A 14,659-nucleotide genomic window follows, 5' to 3' on the forward strand; every position below is an offset into this window, starting at 1 on the left:
GTTCAGCCGTGACCGATACGGGCCAGGGCTTCACGGACGTTCTGGAGCGTCTGGTCGTCTGGGCCCCGGAGCCGTTCCAGGTCGGCCGCCAGCTCCTCCAATGCGCGAACGGCGGCCGCGGCGCGTCCGGCGCCGTGGAGCAGCAGACCTAACTGGCGCCGGTGCTCCAGAACCCTGTCGTCGTCCTTGCCGAAAGACCGCGCCTCGTCACCGATCAGGTCTCTGAGCTGAGCCAGGGCCCGGTCGATCTCACCGACGAGCGCTCGGCTGTTGGCCTCCTGGAAGCGGAACCGGAAGGCGGACTCCGGGCCGGTGCCGTCAAGCCGGGCCACGTCCTCGGCGAGGGCGTGAAAAGCGGAGGCCGCCGCCGCGTAGTCCCCCGCCTTGAAGAGCACGTCGGCCAACTCGCCCCGGAGCGCGATCACTTCGGAGTGCTCGGAGCCCAGAACGCCTTCGGCTCGCGCCGACGTTCGCCTGAGGGTCCCTGCCGCCTCCTCGAAGCGCGACTCGCGAACGAGCTGGTCGGCGCTGCGGCGGGCGCGCCCCAGGTCGCCCAGACTGAAGGAGTCGCCGGGCTGCCTCGCCCCGGATCGCGCGGGCGGGACGGGTGCCGCCGGGCCGCTCGCGAGCGTGCGGCCTGCGACGTCCGCGTACATGCGCAGGGGGCTGCGTCCGGCGCGCACGGCTCCCGGCAGTTCCCGCAGACCGGACGTGTAGGGGTACAGGGTGTCGAAGACCTCGTCGGCGGACGCGGGCCGGGCTTCCGGCACCTTGGCCAGCAACCGCCGAACGAGGGCGTCCAACTCCGGCGGGACGTCGTCCCGTAGGCGGCCCACGGGGACGGCGTCCTCGTAGACGTGAGCGTGCATGAGGGAGACGCGGTCGGGCGCCTCGAACGGGCTGCGCCCGCTCAGCATCTGGTAGATGACGCACCCCAGCGAGTACAGGTCGCCGGCGGGGCCGGAGCGCCCCCGGAACTGCTCGGGAGCCATGTAGGCGAGCGTGCCGAGCGCCTGGTTCGTACTGGTGAGCCGGGAGCACTCGTCAGCGTCCAGGGCGACCGCGAGACCGAAGTCCAGGACCTTGACGGCGCCGTGCACGTCCACCATCAGGTTGCTGGGCTTCAGGTCGCGGTGGACGAGCGAGTTGCCGTGCGCATAACTGAGCACGGCGCAGACCTGCGCGGCGATCGCGGCGACCCAGCCGATCGGGAGGGGGTTCTGCTCGGCGACCAGGTCGTCGATGTCGACTCCCTCGACCAGTTCCATGACGAGGTAGAGGCGCCCGTCAAAGGGTCCGCCGGTGACCTTGTCGGCGTCGTGAAGGACGGGCACCCCCGGGTGCGCCATGCGCGCGGTCAGCTGAGATTCCCGGACGAACCGCCGCACGAGTTCCTGGTCATCGCCGAACCGGACGAACTTGACGGCCACGCGGCGTCTCAGCCGAGTGTCGGTGGCGCCCCAGACTTCGCCCATCCCGCCCCTGCCGATGTGAACGGGGTCCAGTGCGTAGCGGTCGGCGATGGTCGTCACGGCGCCATTCAACCGCCGGGACAAAGCCCGCCGCCACCGAGGCCCTCGATTCCTAGCGCGACCGTCTGGTCCGCCGCGTCGGCCAGGTCGCGCATTGCCGTGGACAGCTCGGCAAGGCGCCGGTAGGCGGCCCCGTGGGCGCGTTGCTCCTCCACCGCAAGCACGGGCATGCGGGTCCGGCGCAGGTCGGCGCGGGACGAGGCGGACGACCCGCCGGTCAAGCCGGCGGCACGCAGGAAGCAGGCCAGGAAGTGCGGGTCGCAGCGGCTCGTGTCGGGCCGGAAGACCTGCACCTGCGGCCCCGCCGCGGCGCCCCCGGCGTCGATCACCCGGGGATCGATCCGCCGACCCGTCTGCGCGACGGCCACGTCCCCGGAGCGGAGTATCAGCAGACCGTCCGCGTGCACGGTGCGTGCGGACGGGCCGCGCCCGACGATGATGTCCTTGCCGGTGAGAACGGGGACGTCCCCTTCACCGAGTTCCATCGTGAGCGGTGGGCTCAGCGGCTCGACCGCGCCGCCCTGGATGAGCTCGCCAAGCGTGGTGCCGCTCTGCCCGCCGCTCCCCACGAGCGGCGTCAGCCGGCCTGCGAGGGCGTTGGTCTCGGCCAGCCGCTCTCGGAGCCGCCCCCTCGCCTCCTCGTAGCCGGCCAGGATGCCTGCCCCATCGCGCAGGAGGCGCGCCGGGGTGAGGTCCACCTCGTCGTCCAGCAGATCGATCAGCGGGACCGCGCGGCCGGGGCCGGACTCATCGGAAGGGTCGTCCAGGAACCGGGTGTAGCGCGAGACGGCCGCGTCGGGGTCTTCGTCGGCGGCGTCCAGGGCCAGCACGCGGGTCGGAAGAGGGTCGCCGTCGGCGGGGCGGCGCAGCAACCAGAGATGCGGTGCCGCAGGCGAACCGGCCGCGGCACCGGCGGGCAGGCCGAGTACGGCGCGCAGGGTGCCGGTGCGCAGTAGGGCGGCCCGGATGCGGCGGCCGGAGCGGCGGTGCGCCGCGGCGGGCGGCATGAGCACGGCGCCCTCGCCGCCGGGCCGCAGGTGCCAGAGGACGTGCTGGATCCAGGCGAGTTCGGACTCGCCGCGCGGCGGCAGCCCGTGGATCCAGCGGGCGTCCCCGGACAGTTCGTCGTAGCCCCAAGCCCGGTCGCCGAACGGCGGGTCGCACAAGGCGACGTCGAAGCGTCCGTCCGGGAACCGGTCGCGGGTAAGGGAGTCCCCGAGGAGGACCTGCGCATCGCCGGCGCCGTGGATGTGCAGGCGGGTCCGGGTGATACCGACCCCGTAGGCCTGCCGGTCCTGCCCCGCCAGCCCGGTCGCGCCACCGTCCCGGGCCGTGATCAGCAGGTCGCCGAGCCCGCACGCCGGATCGTAGACGGTGCGGCCCGTCACCCTGACGAGCCCGGCCATCAGCCGCGCCGTCGCCACCGGCGTCGGAACGATGCGCCGGGCATGCGCTTCGACGAGACGCCGGACGAGGTACTCGAAGGTGCCGGGCCCGCGCCGCTCCCGAAGTTCCCGCGCGGCGGCCAGCAGGTTCTCTGGGACGGCGGTGCCGGCACCGTCCTGGAAGTAGACGTCAAGGCCGAGGTCGCCGACCAGTTCGCCGAGGCGGAGGTCATCGGTCGTGGTGCGCAGCAGCTGCCACAGCCGTTCCTCGGGTGTCAGTTTCAAGGGTCTCCCCTGGCCGGTGAGCCAGGACTCGATGTCCGGCAGGGCGAACAGGGGGCTGTTGGCGGTGCCGCCGGCCGGTTGCGGGAAGTCCTCGTACCGGCGCCGCCAGTTGCTCACCGCAGCCCGCCCGAGACCGGTCAGCCGGGCGATCTCGGCGGCGCTGACGAGCACGACGTCCTCTTTCACAGCCGCACCAGGATCCCGGCGGCGCGCAGCGCGTCGAAGTGCTCGGCGGCCCGCTCAGGAGCGGTGCCGCCACGGACCAGCAGCCCGGCCTCGATGTTGCTGTTGACCCCGGACTGGGTGAGGTTGGCACTGGAGACGAAGAGTTCGCGGCGGTCCGCGACGGCGATCTTGGCGTGCATCCGGCCCCTCTCCTCGGGTCTGCGGGTGACGGGCCAGTGCCAGAGCTCGACGCCCAGCCCGTGGAAGGCGGCGGCGGGCTCCTCACCCGAGATCGCGCTGCCCGCACCCTGGAGGGTCTCGACGACGATCCTGGTGACGACGCCCCGTCCGAGAGCGTCGGCGAGTGCCTCCCGCAGCGGCTGGTAGGGCTTGGCAGAGTACGTCATCAGCAGGAGTTCGTGACGGGCGCGTCGGACGATCTGCGCCAGCACCCGCGCCGTGGCCCGGACGGGGACGCCGTGCTCGGTCGGCCCGCTCCACACCGGCTCCACCTGTATGGCCGCCGTCTCCAGACCCGCCGCCACGCCTCGCAGGTAGGCGGCGACGGCGCGCACGGGCAGATCCTCCTGCTGGGAGGCCGCGATGAGAGCGTCCGCCTGCTCCTCGAAGCCCTGGTCGCTCGCGCGAATGACGGAGAAGGGCGCCGGGCGGTCGAAAAGGTCAGCCAGGGTGCGCAGGCTCTCCGGACCGATCCGGACGGCGGCCCCGCGAGCGGCCTTCTCGAACCGGTCGAGGGGGCCCATGTCGTCATCGTCGAAGAAGTCGTCCTCATCCAAGGCGCTCACGACCACACCGCCCCCCTCAGCCGCAAACGCCCCAACCCGCACTGGTCACGTCGCGCCTGCCGGCCGGTCGCGCCCCCAGTACGGCGTATGGAGTTCGGGCCACAGATACAGCTCTGGGCGGACGGACCGGTCGCAGCGGTCGCAGCGGTCGTGGCGGGCAAGCCGGTCAGGCTGGGCGGCTCGGTCGTGGCGGGCATCGACGTGAGGGCGGACTTGGTCTGGTCGTGGTCCGGGTCGGCGGGGGAGGGCTCGTCCGGCAAGGCGCCCGTACTCATGGCAGTTCCGGGTAGAGGGCGTGGTCGGATTCGTCGACGGGGACGACGAAGCGGCGGTCGAGGAATCGGTTGCCGCGTTCGCAGGTCGTCTCCGACACGAACAGGCAGACGTGGCAGGCGGCACCGTGCAGGAAGTCGGCGGGGGCCTGCGGGAGGCGTTCGGCGCACAGCGGGTCGGACGAGCAGTGCCGCGCGTCGGCCAGCGCGCGCCTCGTGAGGCGGACGAGCTGCTCGGGTTCGGCGAGCGAGACCAACCCGCCGAGCGTGCCCTCCGCATCGGGGACGGCGGTGTAGATGAGGATGCCGCTGCGGTGCGGGTCGTCCTCCGTCCCGGAGTAGATGCGTTCCGACAGGCTCGCCGAGCTGTAACCGCATTCGAGGGCGATGGTGCGGATCAGCAGGTGGGAGAGGGTGTGAAGGGCGATGAAACGGGCGCCGGGCCAGTGCGCCATCTCGTCGAAGTCCGCCATGGTCGCGATGCGGTCGGAGTAGCGGTTGCGGCGGTGCCGCGCGTACGCCTCCTGGTGCAGGCGCACCGCTTCGGATTTCTCGACGCGCTGCTCCCACGCCTGGAGGAGATCTTCGGAGACCTTGAGGAAGATGCCCTCGCCGCGGACCTCGCTGGCCGGGACCCAGGACGGGTTCGAGCGGGCGAGGCGGGCGAGCTTCACGAGCTCGGGGTCCTCGGGGTCGGGGGCGTCCAGGCGGGTGAACCCGATCAGCGCCCGCACCTCGCGGAGTCGCTCGGCCTGCACGACGTCCTGATAGATGCCGGTCAGCTCGTCCGGGACGGGTGGACAACCGCGCCGGAGGGTGAAGTCGAGGTTCGGGTCGGGCAGCTTCTCCGCGGAGAAGACCTCCCATTCGGCGGTGCGCAAGTCCGGGTTCTTGGCCGTACTCCCGTCGCCGGCTCCGGCGAGCTTGGCGCGATGCCTGGCGACCGCCTGGGCGATCTCCTCGTCGGCCCACTGATCGAGTTCCTTGAACGCGGGCGCGTTCTCCCTCGCCCACGTGTACATCGTCTCGGGAAGGTCCTTGATCGCGTCCCATCGCTGCTCGACCTTGGCGTCCAGTGCGCTCGCGCCGGACGGCGGGACCGCCAGGGCGGCGAGCCCTTTGGCGAACCACTGGTTGGAAGCACCGACGATCAGCAGTTTCGGGGCCTCGACGCAGCCTTGCGGGTCGAAGGTGGCCAGGTGGGGATGGCGGCCGCGGCAGCGCGGCAGGTTCTCCTCGCCGCGCTTTCCCTGCGCGTCGCGGATGTTGCGGCGCTCACCGCAGTTGACGCATTTGATCTCGACGTTGGCGCCGAGGTTGCCGCCCCTGTCGTCCATCAGCAGCCGCGGATGGCTGGCGTTCGGGCACGTCCCGCCGCGGTGGACGAAGTGGGCGTAGGGGAAGTCGTCGAGATGCCCCCTCGTGCACGACAGAACGAATCGGGCGGCGACCGCCAGCGGCTTGCGCTTCTTCTTGCACTTGTCGTGGTAGAAGCGTGCCTCGTGCGGTTTTCGGGCCTTGGTGTTCTCGAAGCCGAAGACCCGTGAGTCGATGCCGCCCAGTTCGTTGCAGGCGGTGCAGCGCAGCCAGCCGGGGAACGGCGCGACGGGCACGCCGACCCTGGACGCCGGACCGGTCGGGTCCTTGTCGAGGCCCTCCATCCAGGGGGCGGGCATCAGCTTCTGGACGCTCTTGCCGATGCTCTGCTGGACGGCGGCGAGCAGCCGGGGCTCGGCGATCGGCATCGCCTCGGGCAGTCCTTGATGGCTCCAGTCGTCCAGGCCCTTGACCAGGACGGAGAAGTTCGGCAGGTCGATCAGCGCCCCGACACCCGAGGTGAACATCAGGTGGCTCGGGCGGACGCTGCCGACGCGGCGGCGAAAGAACGCGGTCTCGGTCATCGGGTCTCCCTGACGTTCGGCGCGTCGAAGGTGGACTGGCCGAGCTCGTCGCCCTCGGGCTCGTCCGCGTCCGGGTCGGCGGGCGGGCCGAACGACCACTCCGGCTCGTTGTAGACGGGATGGAAGATGCCCTCCCCGCCGGGGAACAGCAGGTTGATCTCGTTCTCGGTCTCCCGCATGGACATGCCGGCGGTCGTGGTCTCCCACCGGCCGTTGCCGGCCGGGCGGAGCAGCCCCTTGATCGTCTGCTTGTTCCAGGTGCCGTCCTGGTAGCCGAGCCGGACGCTGCCGCCCGTCTTCCGGTCCTCCCACGCGTCGAGGACGACCTCGATGCGCTCCTGGAGGTAGCCGCGTCCACGCTGGCCCGCGACGGCTTCGGCGCGGCCCAGCATCCGGTCGACGATCTCCTCGACGCGCGGGTCGGAGCGGTAGACGTCGAACGCGTCGTGGTTGCGGGAGAAGTCGTCGGCGGCGTGCCGGACGGCTGCGACGAGCGTCCCCGCCGTGCCCCTGTCGAGGGAGCGGCGGGTGTACGGGGTGACCGACAGTGCCTCGACCTGCCGGTAGAAGGTCGAGTGGTAGTGCTCGAAGTCCTCGTAGTGGGCGAGGTCGCGGGGCCGGGACCAGTTGTAGAGGGTGACGACGAGGCCGGGCCGTTCGGCGTCGCGCCCCACCCGGGACGACGCCTGGATGTACTCCGCGGTGTTCTTGGGCTGGCCGACCATCACCATCAGGCCGAAGCGGGACACGTCCACGCCGACCTGGAGCATGGACGTCGCGAGCACGACATCCACCGGCTGGAGTTCGACATGGGCCCGTTCGTAGAAGCGGTCGGTGAGCGGATGCCGCGGAGCGGCCTTCACTTTCGAGTCCCGCTGCTCCTGGTAGAAGCGCCGCATGTCCGCCACGATCTCGGTGCGGCGGCGGCTGGTGTCGATGTCGGGGTCGTAGCCGTGCTCCAGCAACTTGAGGACATCGCTGATGTCACCGGAGGAGATCCGGGACGTGAGCTCCTGGATGGTGAGCATGCCGCCGCGCTGGACGATGCGGTCCGACAGTCCCTTGGCCCTGCCATGGCGGCGGACGCGCGTGGTCACATCGTCGTCCAGGTAGCGGCGCATGCCGGCCAGCTCGCGGGTGGCGTTGAAGTAGCCGACCATGGTCATGTACGGGTCGGCGGGCTCGCCGTACTTGTCGAAGAGCGTCTGGCCCGCCAGCAGGAGGATCTCGGCGAGCCGGATCTCGGCGGACTTGATACGGACTCCGTGGGCGCAGATTCCGAGGTAGCGCCGGCCGGGGGTCCTTTCGGTGACCGGCACCTGGCGGGAGAAGAACGTGTCTGCGACATCGATGACCTGTGGCGGGAACACGGCCAGCTCGCGGCCGAAGACGCCGCGGACCTGCTCGTGCGCCCGCTTGGTGGTGGCGGTGGAGGCGACGATCTTCGGGCCGGTGCGGCGCCCCTCGGACTTCCAGGACGACAGCTCCGCCACGGCCGCCTCGAACAGGCCCACCGTGGTGCCGAGCGCACCGGAGATGAGGTGCAGCTCGTCCTGAATGATCAGGTCGGGCGGGCGGAGCCTGACGACCGGCCGGGCGCTGACCGCGGGCAGCGCGCCCTTCCTGTTGTGCTTGCCTGCGCAGCCGGTCTTCTCGTCGAGGTCGTCGTGACGGAAGCCGTGCCGGTCGCAGTGGCTCCGGGTGCGTCCGAAGAGCACTCCGGCGTAGCCCTTCCAGGGAAGCTGGGCGAGCTTGTCGACGGTGGCGATGACGAGGCTGGGCGCGTACCGGTAGATCTCCTCGTCCACGGTGAGGATCGGGAGGCCCTCATGGTTGGCCAGCCTGCGGGAGAACGGGCAGGCGTCCCCTTCTCCGCGCGGGCAGTACAGCAGGATGCGGCGCCGGTCGTCGTCGATGTGGAGGTCGCGTTCGGCCCGCAGCACCTCGCCGCACCAGGGGCAGGCGAGCGTCTGCAGAACGTTGGCCCGGTGGCCGCTGCCCTGGTCGCGCGCCTCGATGACCTGGTCCTTGGCATCGTCGAACCAGTTGGGCGACACGCCCGCGCCGACCCAGAGCCCGATGCGGAACCTCTCGTCTCCCCAGGTGGCGGGATCCTCCCGGCGGATGGTCTCGGCGGCGCACACGAGGGCGGCGGCCCGCTGGAACTGCTGCGCGGTGAGCAGCCTCAGCGTGTACCGCATGAGCACGGCGACACCCGCCGTTCCGTCGCGGGCGTCTTCCGCGGTCCCCAGGGTGCCCTGCAGCCTCCGGATCGCGAACGTGTAGGCGGTCAGCCCGAGGTAGGCCTCGGTCTTGCCGCCGCCGGTCGGGAAGAACAGCAGGTCGACGAGCGCGGTGTGGTCGGCGGCGCGCTCCGGGTGGCTCGGGTCGGTCAGCGACGGAAGGTTGAGCAGGACGAAGGCCAGCTGGAACGGCCGCCAACTCGCGGCCGCTTTTCCCCGTGCGTTGACGCGCGCCAGGGCTTCGTCGTATCCGAGCCCCTCCTCCCGCAGCGGCGCGACGGCGGTGTGGCGGCGCTGGAGGGCCATCGCCTCGTTCGCGAAATGGAAGGCGGCCAGGGCTTCCCTGTGCCGCGGGCTGGTCGGGTCGGACAGTAGCGTCACCCCTGCGGCGATGCGGTTCACCGCCCTGCGGGCCTGATGGACGGCCTTGCTCGCTGCCTCCCGCAGCGGAGCCGGCAGCCCCGGAATCTCCGCCTCCCTCTCGCTCAGCCAGGTGGCGTATCCGCCGACCAGGGGCCGCAGCGCATGTTCGAGCTGCTCGGGCGCGGCCTCCGCGAGGACGTCCATCGACATCTCGACGTGTTCGAGCGGGGTACCCGGCCCGGTCGGCGCGATCGTGGCGGGCACGTTGTAGACCGGCAGCCAGGTCGTGGTGAGCCGGTGCGCCGTTCGCCGCCCCTCGGCCACAGCGGCATGGACGGCGACATTGCGCCCGGCGGCGTAGCGCCGTTCGTTCCGGTAGAGCAACCGCAGGTGCAGTTCCTCCGTATCGTCCCCGACCGCATGAAGGTCGTCGGCGGGGTCGTCCACGGGAAGGAAGATCGCCTTGGCTCCGTCGAGCGCCGTCACGGTCAGTTCGGGCTGGAAGAGCCAGGCGGTGTCCTTGTTGGTCTCGGGTTCGCTCTGCTGGTTCACGAGGGCGACCTCGACGACGCGCCTGCCGTCCCTGGGGCGGACGCTCACGCTGAGCAGCACGCCGGGCGCGTCCTCATGCTCCCCCGTCAGGGGAATCTTGTACGACTCCTCGGCGTCGAGCCGCACCTCCTTCTCGCGATCGCGCGGCTCACGCGACCAGACGCGGACCTTCTTTCCTTCCTCGTCCTCCTGCTCGCGCTGCTCGTAGTGCCCCCACTCGGCCTTGACCACGACCGCGTCCACGTCGCCGGGGACGCAGAACGACAGGCCCATCGAGGACGCCCAGATCTTGCCGAGCGTCTGCGGGCTGAGGACTTCGGGAAGCTGTCCTTCGGCCGCGTCGCCGCCCGTCCCGGCCTCGGGATCGGGCATGTCGCCCGCGCTCTCGATCGTGGAAGCCGGCGAAGGCCGCGGTCCGAGCATCCCGACGAGGTAACGCTCGCGCGGCCCCATCGCCTTGGGCGCGAACTCCTCCTCAGGGCCGCCCCAGGGCCCCAGCAGGTCGTCCCGAACGAGCTTCTCCAGCTCGTCGCGGACCTGATACGACGTGCCTTCCGCGAACACCTGCGGCACGTCAAGCGGCGCCTTCGCCTCGGCCGGCTCCCCCTTGGCCAGCGAGAGCTGCACGTCCCCCGGCTGCGGGAACAGCCCCCCGTCATCCTCAACCACGCCGCGCCTCCGGCAGTCGATGTCGTGTACTCGCTACACAAGCACAGCCCGCCGACCCTCCGGCCACAGATCGAAGAACAGGCACCCTCCCGACCGAAAGCGGCCAACATGAACAGCGGGCCCCGGGCAGCGGGGCCGACCCCCGCTCGCACAGGCAGAGGCGGCCCTTCGCGTTCGACCGCCGAGCTTGGCACCAGCCTGATCCGGCGGCCCCTCTAGAAGAGGCCGCCCTGGTCGGCGGCCCTAACAGGCCGCGCCTTCTTGATCTTCGTGTCGTGGAGTCCGGCGGCGACCTCGGCGGCGTAGCGCTCGTGGTTCAGCTCCAGTAACCGGTCCACCAGCTCTCGCTGGACGGCGGGCCCTACGGTGTATCGCGTCTCGCGGCCGACATCGTGGTGCCCGTGGTCAAGCTGCGGGATCAGGTCGTCCCACCCGTAGGCCCGGCACACCGCCTCATCGATCATCTCGTGGATCTGGCGAAGCTCCACGATGCCGGTGTCCGTGCACCTTGGGTCGTGCACCATGTTGTAGGTCTGGGTGAGCCCGGCCTGCCGCGCCAGCATGAGATCCCGCCGATACCGGTCCAGCCGATCCCCCAGCGCCCGCATCTCGGCCGTCATCCCCGGCAACGGCAACGTCTCGAACACGTCCGACGGCGTGTACCGCACGTCGGTCTTCATCGTCGAGGCCCGCAAGAGCGTCCATCGGTAGTGCGGCGCACTGCTCAGCAGGGCCAGCATGGCGGTGTCGTCCGTCGCGAAAACGCCAAGCATGTGCGAGAAAACCTGCCCGGTCGGCAGCAAGACCGGCAGAACATTCTTGCTGACGAGCGCGATCACAAGGGCCCGATCCAACCCGAGGAGCGCGTCGTACAGACCGGGAGCACGCTCCGCATACTGCCACCACCGTTCCCGACGTGCCTTGCGATTGTTACCATCGCGCTGCGGCTTAACGAATTGGAGCACCTGCTCGTACGGCTCCGAGTACAGGCTTGCCTTTTCCCTGGGCCAATTGCGGAAATTTACTACCCACCTACTGCCCGCCAGGTCCGGATTTGAGGTGACGTCCTGACCGTTGACATACGGCAGCAGCACTTCCTCGTTACAGGCGTCTCTAGAAATCATCGCTCGTGCGGCGGCCGCTGACATCGTGAAGCCGATTCCGTCGATCTTACTTCCAGAGAAGGACCGGCCGCTATTAGCTGCGAGACGCATGACAGAACCGGAAACTCTCGATCTAGAGGTTAGCGACGAAGAGATTCCAGGCACTACAGCGCCATCCAGGTCACATACCACACTCTCCGCCAGAGAACTCAGCGTCGTCCAGATCGCACTATATTCGAGCGCAGCACTCTTCGATGGCCACGGCTTGCTCTTGATCGCCCTCCTGATCGCCACACCCTGCTGTACAAGCCGATCGAGGGAGACTTCACGCGTATCTCCTTGAGCAAGGGTATTCGTTGCGATTAGACCCACCTGACCAACGCCGCACTTCAGCAGATTATGGATGCGCAGCGTGAAATACCCGACCAGGTCAGCGTTCCCTTTAGCTCCCCTGGCGACGATCTCCGCCAGGTTTTCACGGTACGAGGCGCCCAGAGATCCACTGATCTTTGACCCGCCCAGGAAGGGTGGGTTGCCGATGATGGCGTCGAAGCCGCCGTTGCCGAAGACCTCGGGGAAGGTCAGGGGCCAGTGGATGGGGTGGCGCTCGAAGGCTCCCGAAGGGAGGTCGGTGCGCAGCCACGTGTCGCGTTGGCGGCGGGCGGCGAGTTCGCCGGCCTCGTCGTCGGACATGGCCTTCCTGGCTTCGGTGACGGCCAGGTTGGAGGCGGTGTCCAGGCCCTTTGCCCCCCTACCCGCATGGGCCAGGGCCGAGGCGGTGGTGAGGTCGGCGAAAAGGCGGGCGCGTTCGAGGTCCTTCTCCGCCTCGGCGAGCATGGCCCGCTTCGTTCTGAGCCTGTCCAAGTCGGTGCCGTCGATGCCGACGATGCGGCGGCGCTTGTCCGCGACGCGGCCGACCAGTTCGCGGATGCCGGTGGTCAGGTCGAACAGGGCGCTTTCGTCCTCGTGGAGGTTCCGGCCGCGCTCGGCGTCCATGTGCATGACTTCGAGCTGGTCGAGCGACGTGATGCCCAGCAGGGAGTCGCCGACGACGAGGCGGTCGTCCAGGAACGTGAACGGCTTGTGCGGGTCCATCGACACCAGCCACAGCGACAGCTTCGCCATCTCCACGGCCATCGCGTTGACGTCCGCACCGTAGAGGCAGTGCTCGATGACCTGACGCCGAGCGTTGATCAGCACCGGGTCGGCGTCGGCGTCAATCGTGTGGTCAGTCGGGTCGGCGCTGTAGACGCGTGCGCGTTCGTCTCCTTCTTGGATCCATGCGCTGACGAGGTGGTTGGCGAGGTAGCGGCATGCTGCGACCAGGAAGGCGGCCGAGCCCATGGCGATGTCGGCGACCTTCAGCGAGAGGATCTCGTCCGAGGACCTGGGCTTCCAGCGCTTGGTGTCCGAGGTCTGGAGCGGGCCCGGTGAGTAGACGAGCGGCTCCAGTGCGCCTTCGACGACCTGCTTGGCGAGGAAGCTGGGCGTGTAGTGGGCACCCGTGTTCTTCCGGACGGACGACTCGGTGACATAAAGGGCGTCCGTCAGTATGACCACCGGCAGGTCACGGAGGTCCCGGCGAACGAGGTTGAAGAACGGCAGGAGACGTTCGGTCAGGTCATGGTCGCCCATCGTGACAGCGAGCAGTTTCCGGCGGGCCTCCTGCGCGTCGGCGTCAGGCAGCTTCGCGAGCCGCTTTTCCAGGGCCTTGGCAGAGCCGATCCTGGACTTCTTGTACTCGGTCGCGAGCTTGTCGGCGAGTGTGGCGACGTCCGGGCAGGAGGCGGCGATGTCCTCCAAGGCGCTGAGAGCGACTTCTTCCTCAAGGCCCGCTTTTCCGATGAGTCCGAGAAACGTCTCGGTCGCGTAGAAGCCATCGTGGGAGAGGAGCCCCTCGTAGACGTACCCGATCTCCTCGACCGCCAACGTCCGGAAGGACAGTCTGCGGCGTTCGCGTGACTTTCCCGCGCCGATCTGGACGTACTGCACGGCCTGGAGAATGTGCAGGACCGTACGGTCGTCGACAACGGTCGGAAGCCACGGGTACAGATCGGCGTCGAATATGGAGCCGTCATGCCCCTGCATGGGCATGTCAAGGTGATCGACGCCGTAGTACACGGCATTGAAGAGGGCGAGGAGTCGGGACCAGCCGGCGTGGGTATGCTCCAGGTCTTCTTCACTGCCGTCTCGGACACGACCTTCAAGTTCGGCGCAAAGGCGTCCCACTGAATATGACTTCCGGTAGAGCTCTTTGTCCGAGGGAAGGAGTCCGCGCTCTTCCGCGAAGAGAAGAAACACAACACGCATCATCACGACCACGGCGCCGCGGTAGACCTCGTGGGCGGGGATGTCACCGATACCTGGGCCGCCCCGGGCGAGGTCGGTGCCGTGAATGCGTCCGATGGCGGAGACCAGCAGTTCGACGGCCTGGCGGACCTGGACGCCGAGGGCCTCTGTGATGTCCTCCTGGCTGTCCTTGCTCGCGTCCAGGAGCTTGGGCAGCGTCTCCTCCTCGGGGACGCCGAAGAAGCGGGTCCGGCCGAGGAGGGAGACGAACGCGCGGACGACATCGCGTTCCGCGGCCTCGTGCCAGCCGGCCGAGTCGAACACGGCCGTCGTGGTCACGCCGCCTCGCGGCGCCCAGACGAGAGCCCACCAGCGTCCGTCCGTGCAGAGGCCGAGTTCGACCTCGTGGTGGCGGCACAGCTGGGCGAGCCTGTCGACCGGGGTGGCCGGCCAGTCCGAACTCTTGATCCGCTGGTTGGGGTGGGCGTCGCAGACGAGCCCGAGAACGCGGGTCGACTTCGCGTCCGTATCGGCCTCCGCACCCGGCTCGTGCAGCGCGAAGGACGGCGTCACCGTGGTGTCGTAGGCGGGGACGTCCATGGCGAGGCCGCTCACCTCGTCCTCGAACCGGACGAGCTCTCCCCAGCCGAGAAGTTCGGTCAGGACGTAGTCGATCCACGGTCGTCCGGGGAGGGCGGCGTGCTCCACGCGGAGGCGCTCGCGGACGGGCGCCTCCAGCGCGTCGAGGGCGGGCCAGGTGCGGCGGAGGACGGGCAGGCTGAGAAACGGGCCGGAGACGTCGATCAGCCCGAGCCAGTTCGTGTGGTCGAAGTCTTCCGTCCGCCTGGTGAACCGCGCCATTCACCGGCCCCTTTCACCTCCGCATGACAAAGTCACGCACTTGAGGCGGGGGGCACATTCGAGATGGTGCCTGTTCCGCCCAATACGATCAACCACGAGACCACATACGGTCGTGTGCCTATCACGGCACTCGCGTCAGCCCGACGTCATTGCGCCGTTCACAAACTTGCCTCGAAGCAAGACAATCCGTCGCCTCGGATATATACGGCTAACCTCGTGTTCCATCGACGAGC

The 14,659-nt window shown here is 69.4% G+C and carries 6 protein-coding genes; all 6 read right to left on the reverse strand.

What is annotated here, in order from left to right; translation table 11 throughout:
• Nucleotides 1-2 precede the first annotated feature (2 nt).
• The 6 genes from CHC11_RS01800 to CHC11_RS01830 all read right to left on the reverse strand — a co-directional run bounded on the left by CHC11_RS01800 (nt 3) and on the right by CHC11_RS01830 (nt 14,426).
• Nucleotides 3-1,532, reverse strand: coding sequence for a serine/threonine-protein kinase (locus CHC11_RS01800; protein ID WP_245918657.1), 1,530 nt, complete (start codon nt 1,530-1,532; stop codon nt 3-5).
• Between the two features lie 8 nt (nt 1,533-1,540).
• Nucleotides 1,541-3,388 (reverse strand): N-6 DNA methylase, encoded by a 1,848-nt coding sequence (locus CHC11_RS01805; RefSeq protein WP_089309779.1) that lies wholly within the window; start codon nt 3,386-3,388, stop codon nt 1,541-1,543.
• Complete coding sequence (drmC, locus tag CHC11_RS01810; protein WP_245918658.1) at nt 3,385-4,173, reverse strand: DISARM system phospholipase D-like protein DrmC; 789 nt, start codon at nt 4,171-4,173, stop codon at nt 3,385-3,387. Before drmC ends, CHC11_RS01805 begins: the two co-directional genes overlap by 4 nt.
• 271 nt (nt 4,174-4,444) lie before the next feature.
• Complete coding sequence (gene drmB, locus CHC11_RS01820; protein WP_089309781.1) at nt 4,445-6,346, reverse strand: DUF1998 domain-containing protein; 1,902 nt, start codon at nt 6,344-6,346, stop codon at nt 4,445-4,447.
• Nucleotides 6,343-10,173 (reverse strand): DISARM system helicase DrmA, encoded by a 3,831-nt coding sequence (drmA, locus tag CHC11_RS01825; RefSeq protein ID WP_089309782.1) that lies wholly within the window; start codon nt 10,171-10,173, stop codon nt 6,343-6,345. Before drmA ends, drmB begins: the two co-directional genes overlap by 4 nt.
• A gap of 215 nt (nt 10,174-10,388) precedes the next feature.
• Nucleotides 10,389-14,426 (reverse strand): Eco57I restriction-modification methylase domain-containing protein, encoded by a 4,038-nt coding sequence (locus CHC11_RS01830; protein ID WP_089309783.1) that lies wholly within the window; start codon nt 14,424-14,426, stop codon nt 10,389-10,391.
• Nucleotides 14,427-14,659: the final 233 nt, after the last annotated feature.

Origin of the sequence: Actinomadura mexicana (genome assembly GCF_900188105.1) — a bacterium.
In the GTDB taxonomy this organism is placed as follows: domain Bacteria; phylum Actinomycetota; class Actinomycetes; order Streptosporangiales; family Streptosporangiaceae; genus Spirillospora; species Spirillospora mexicana.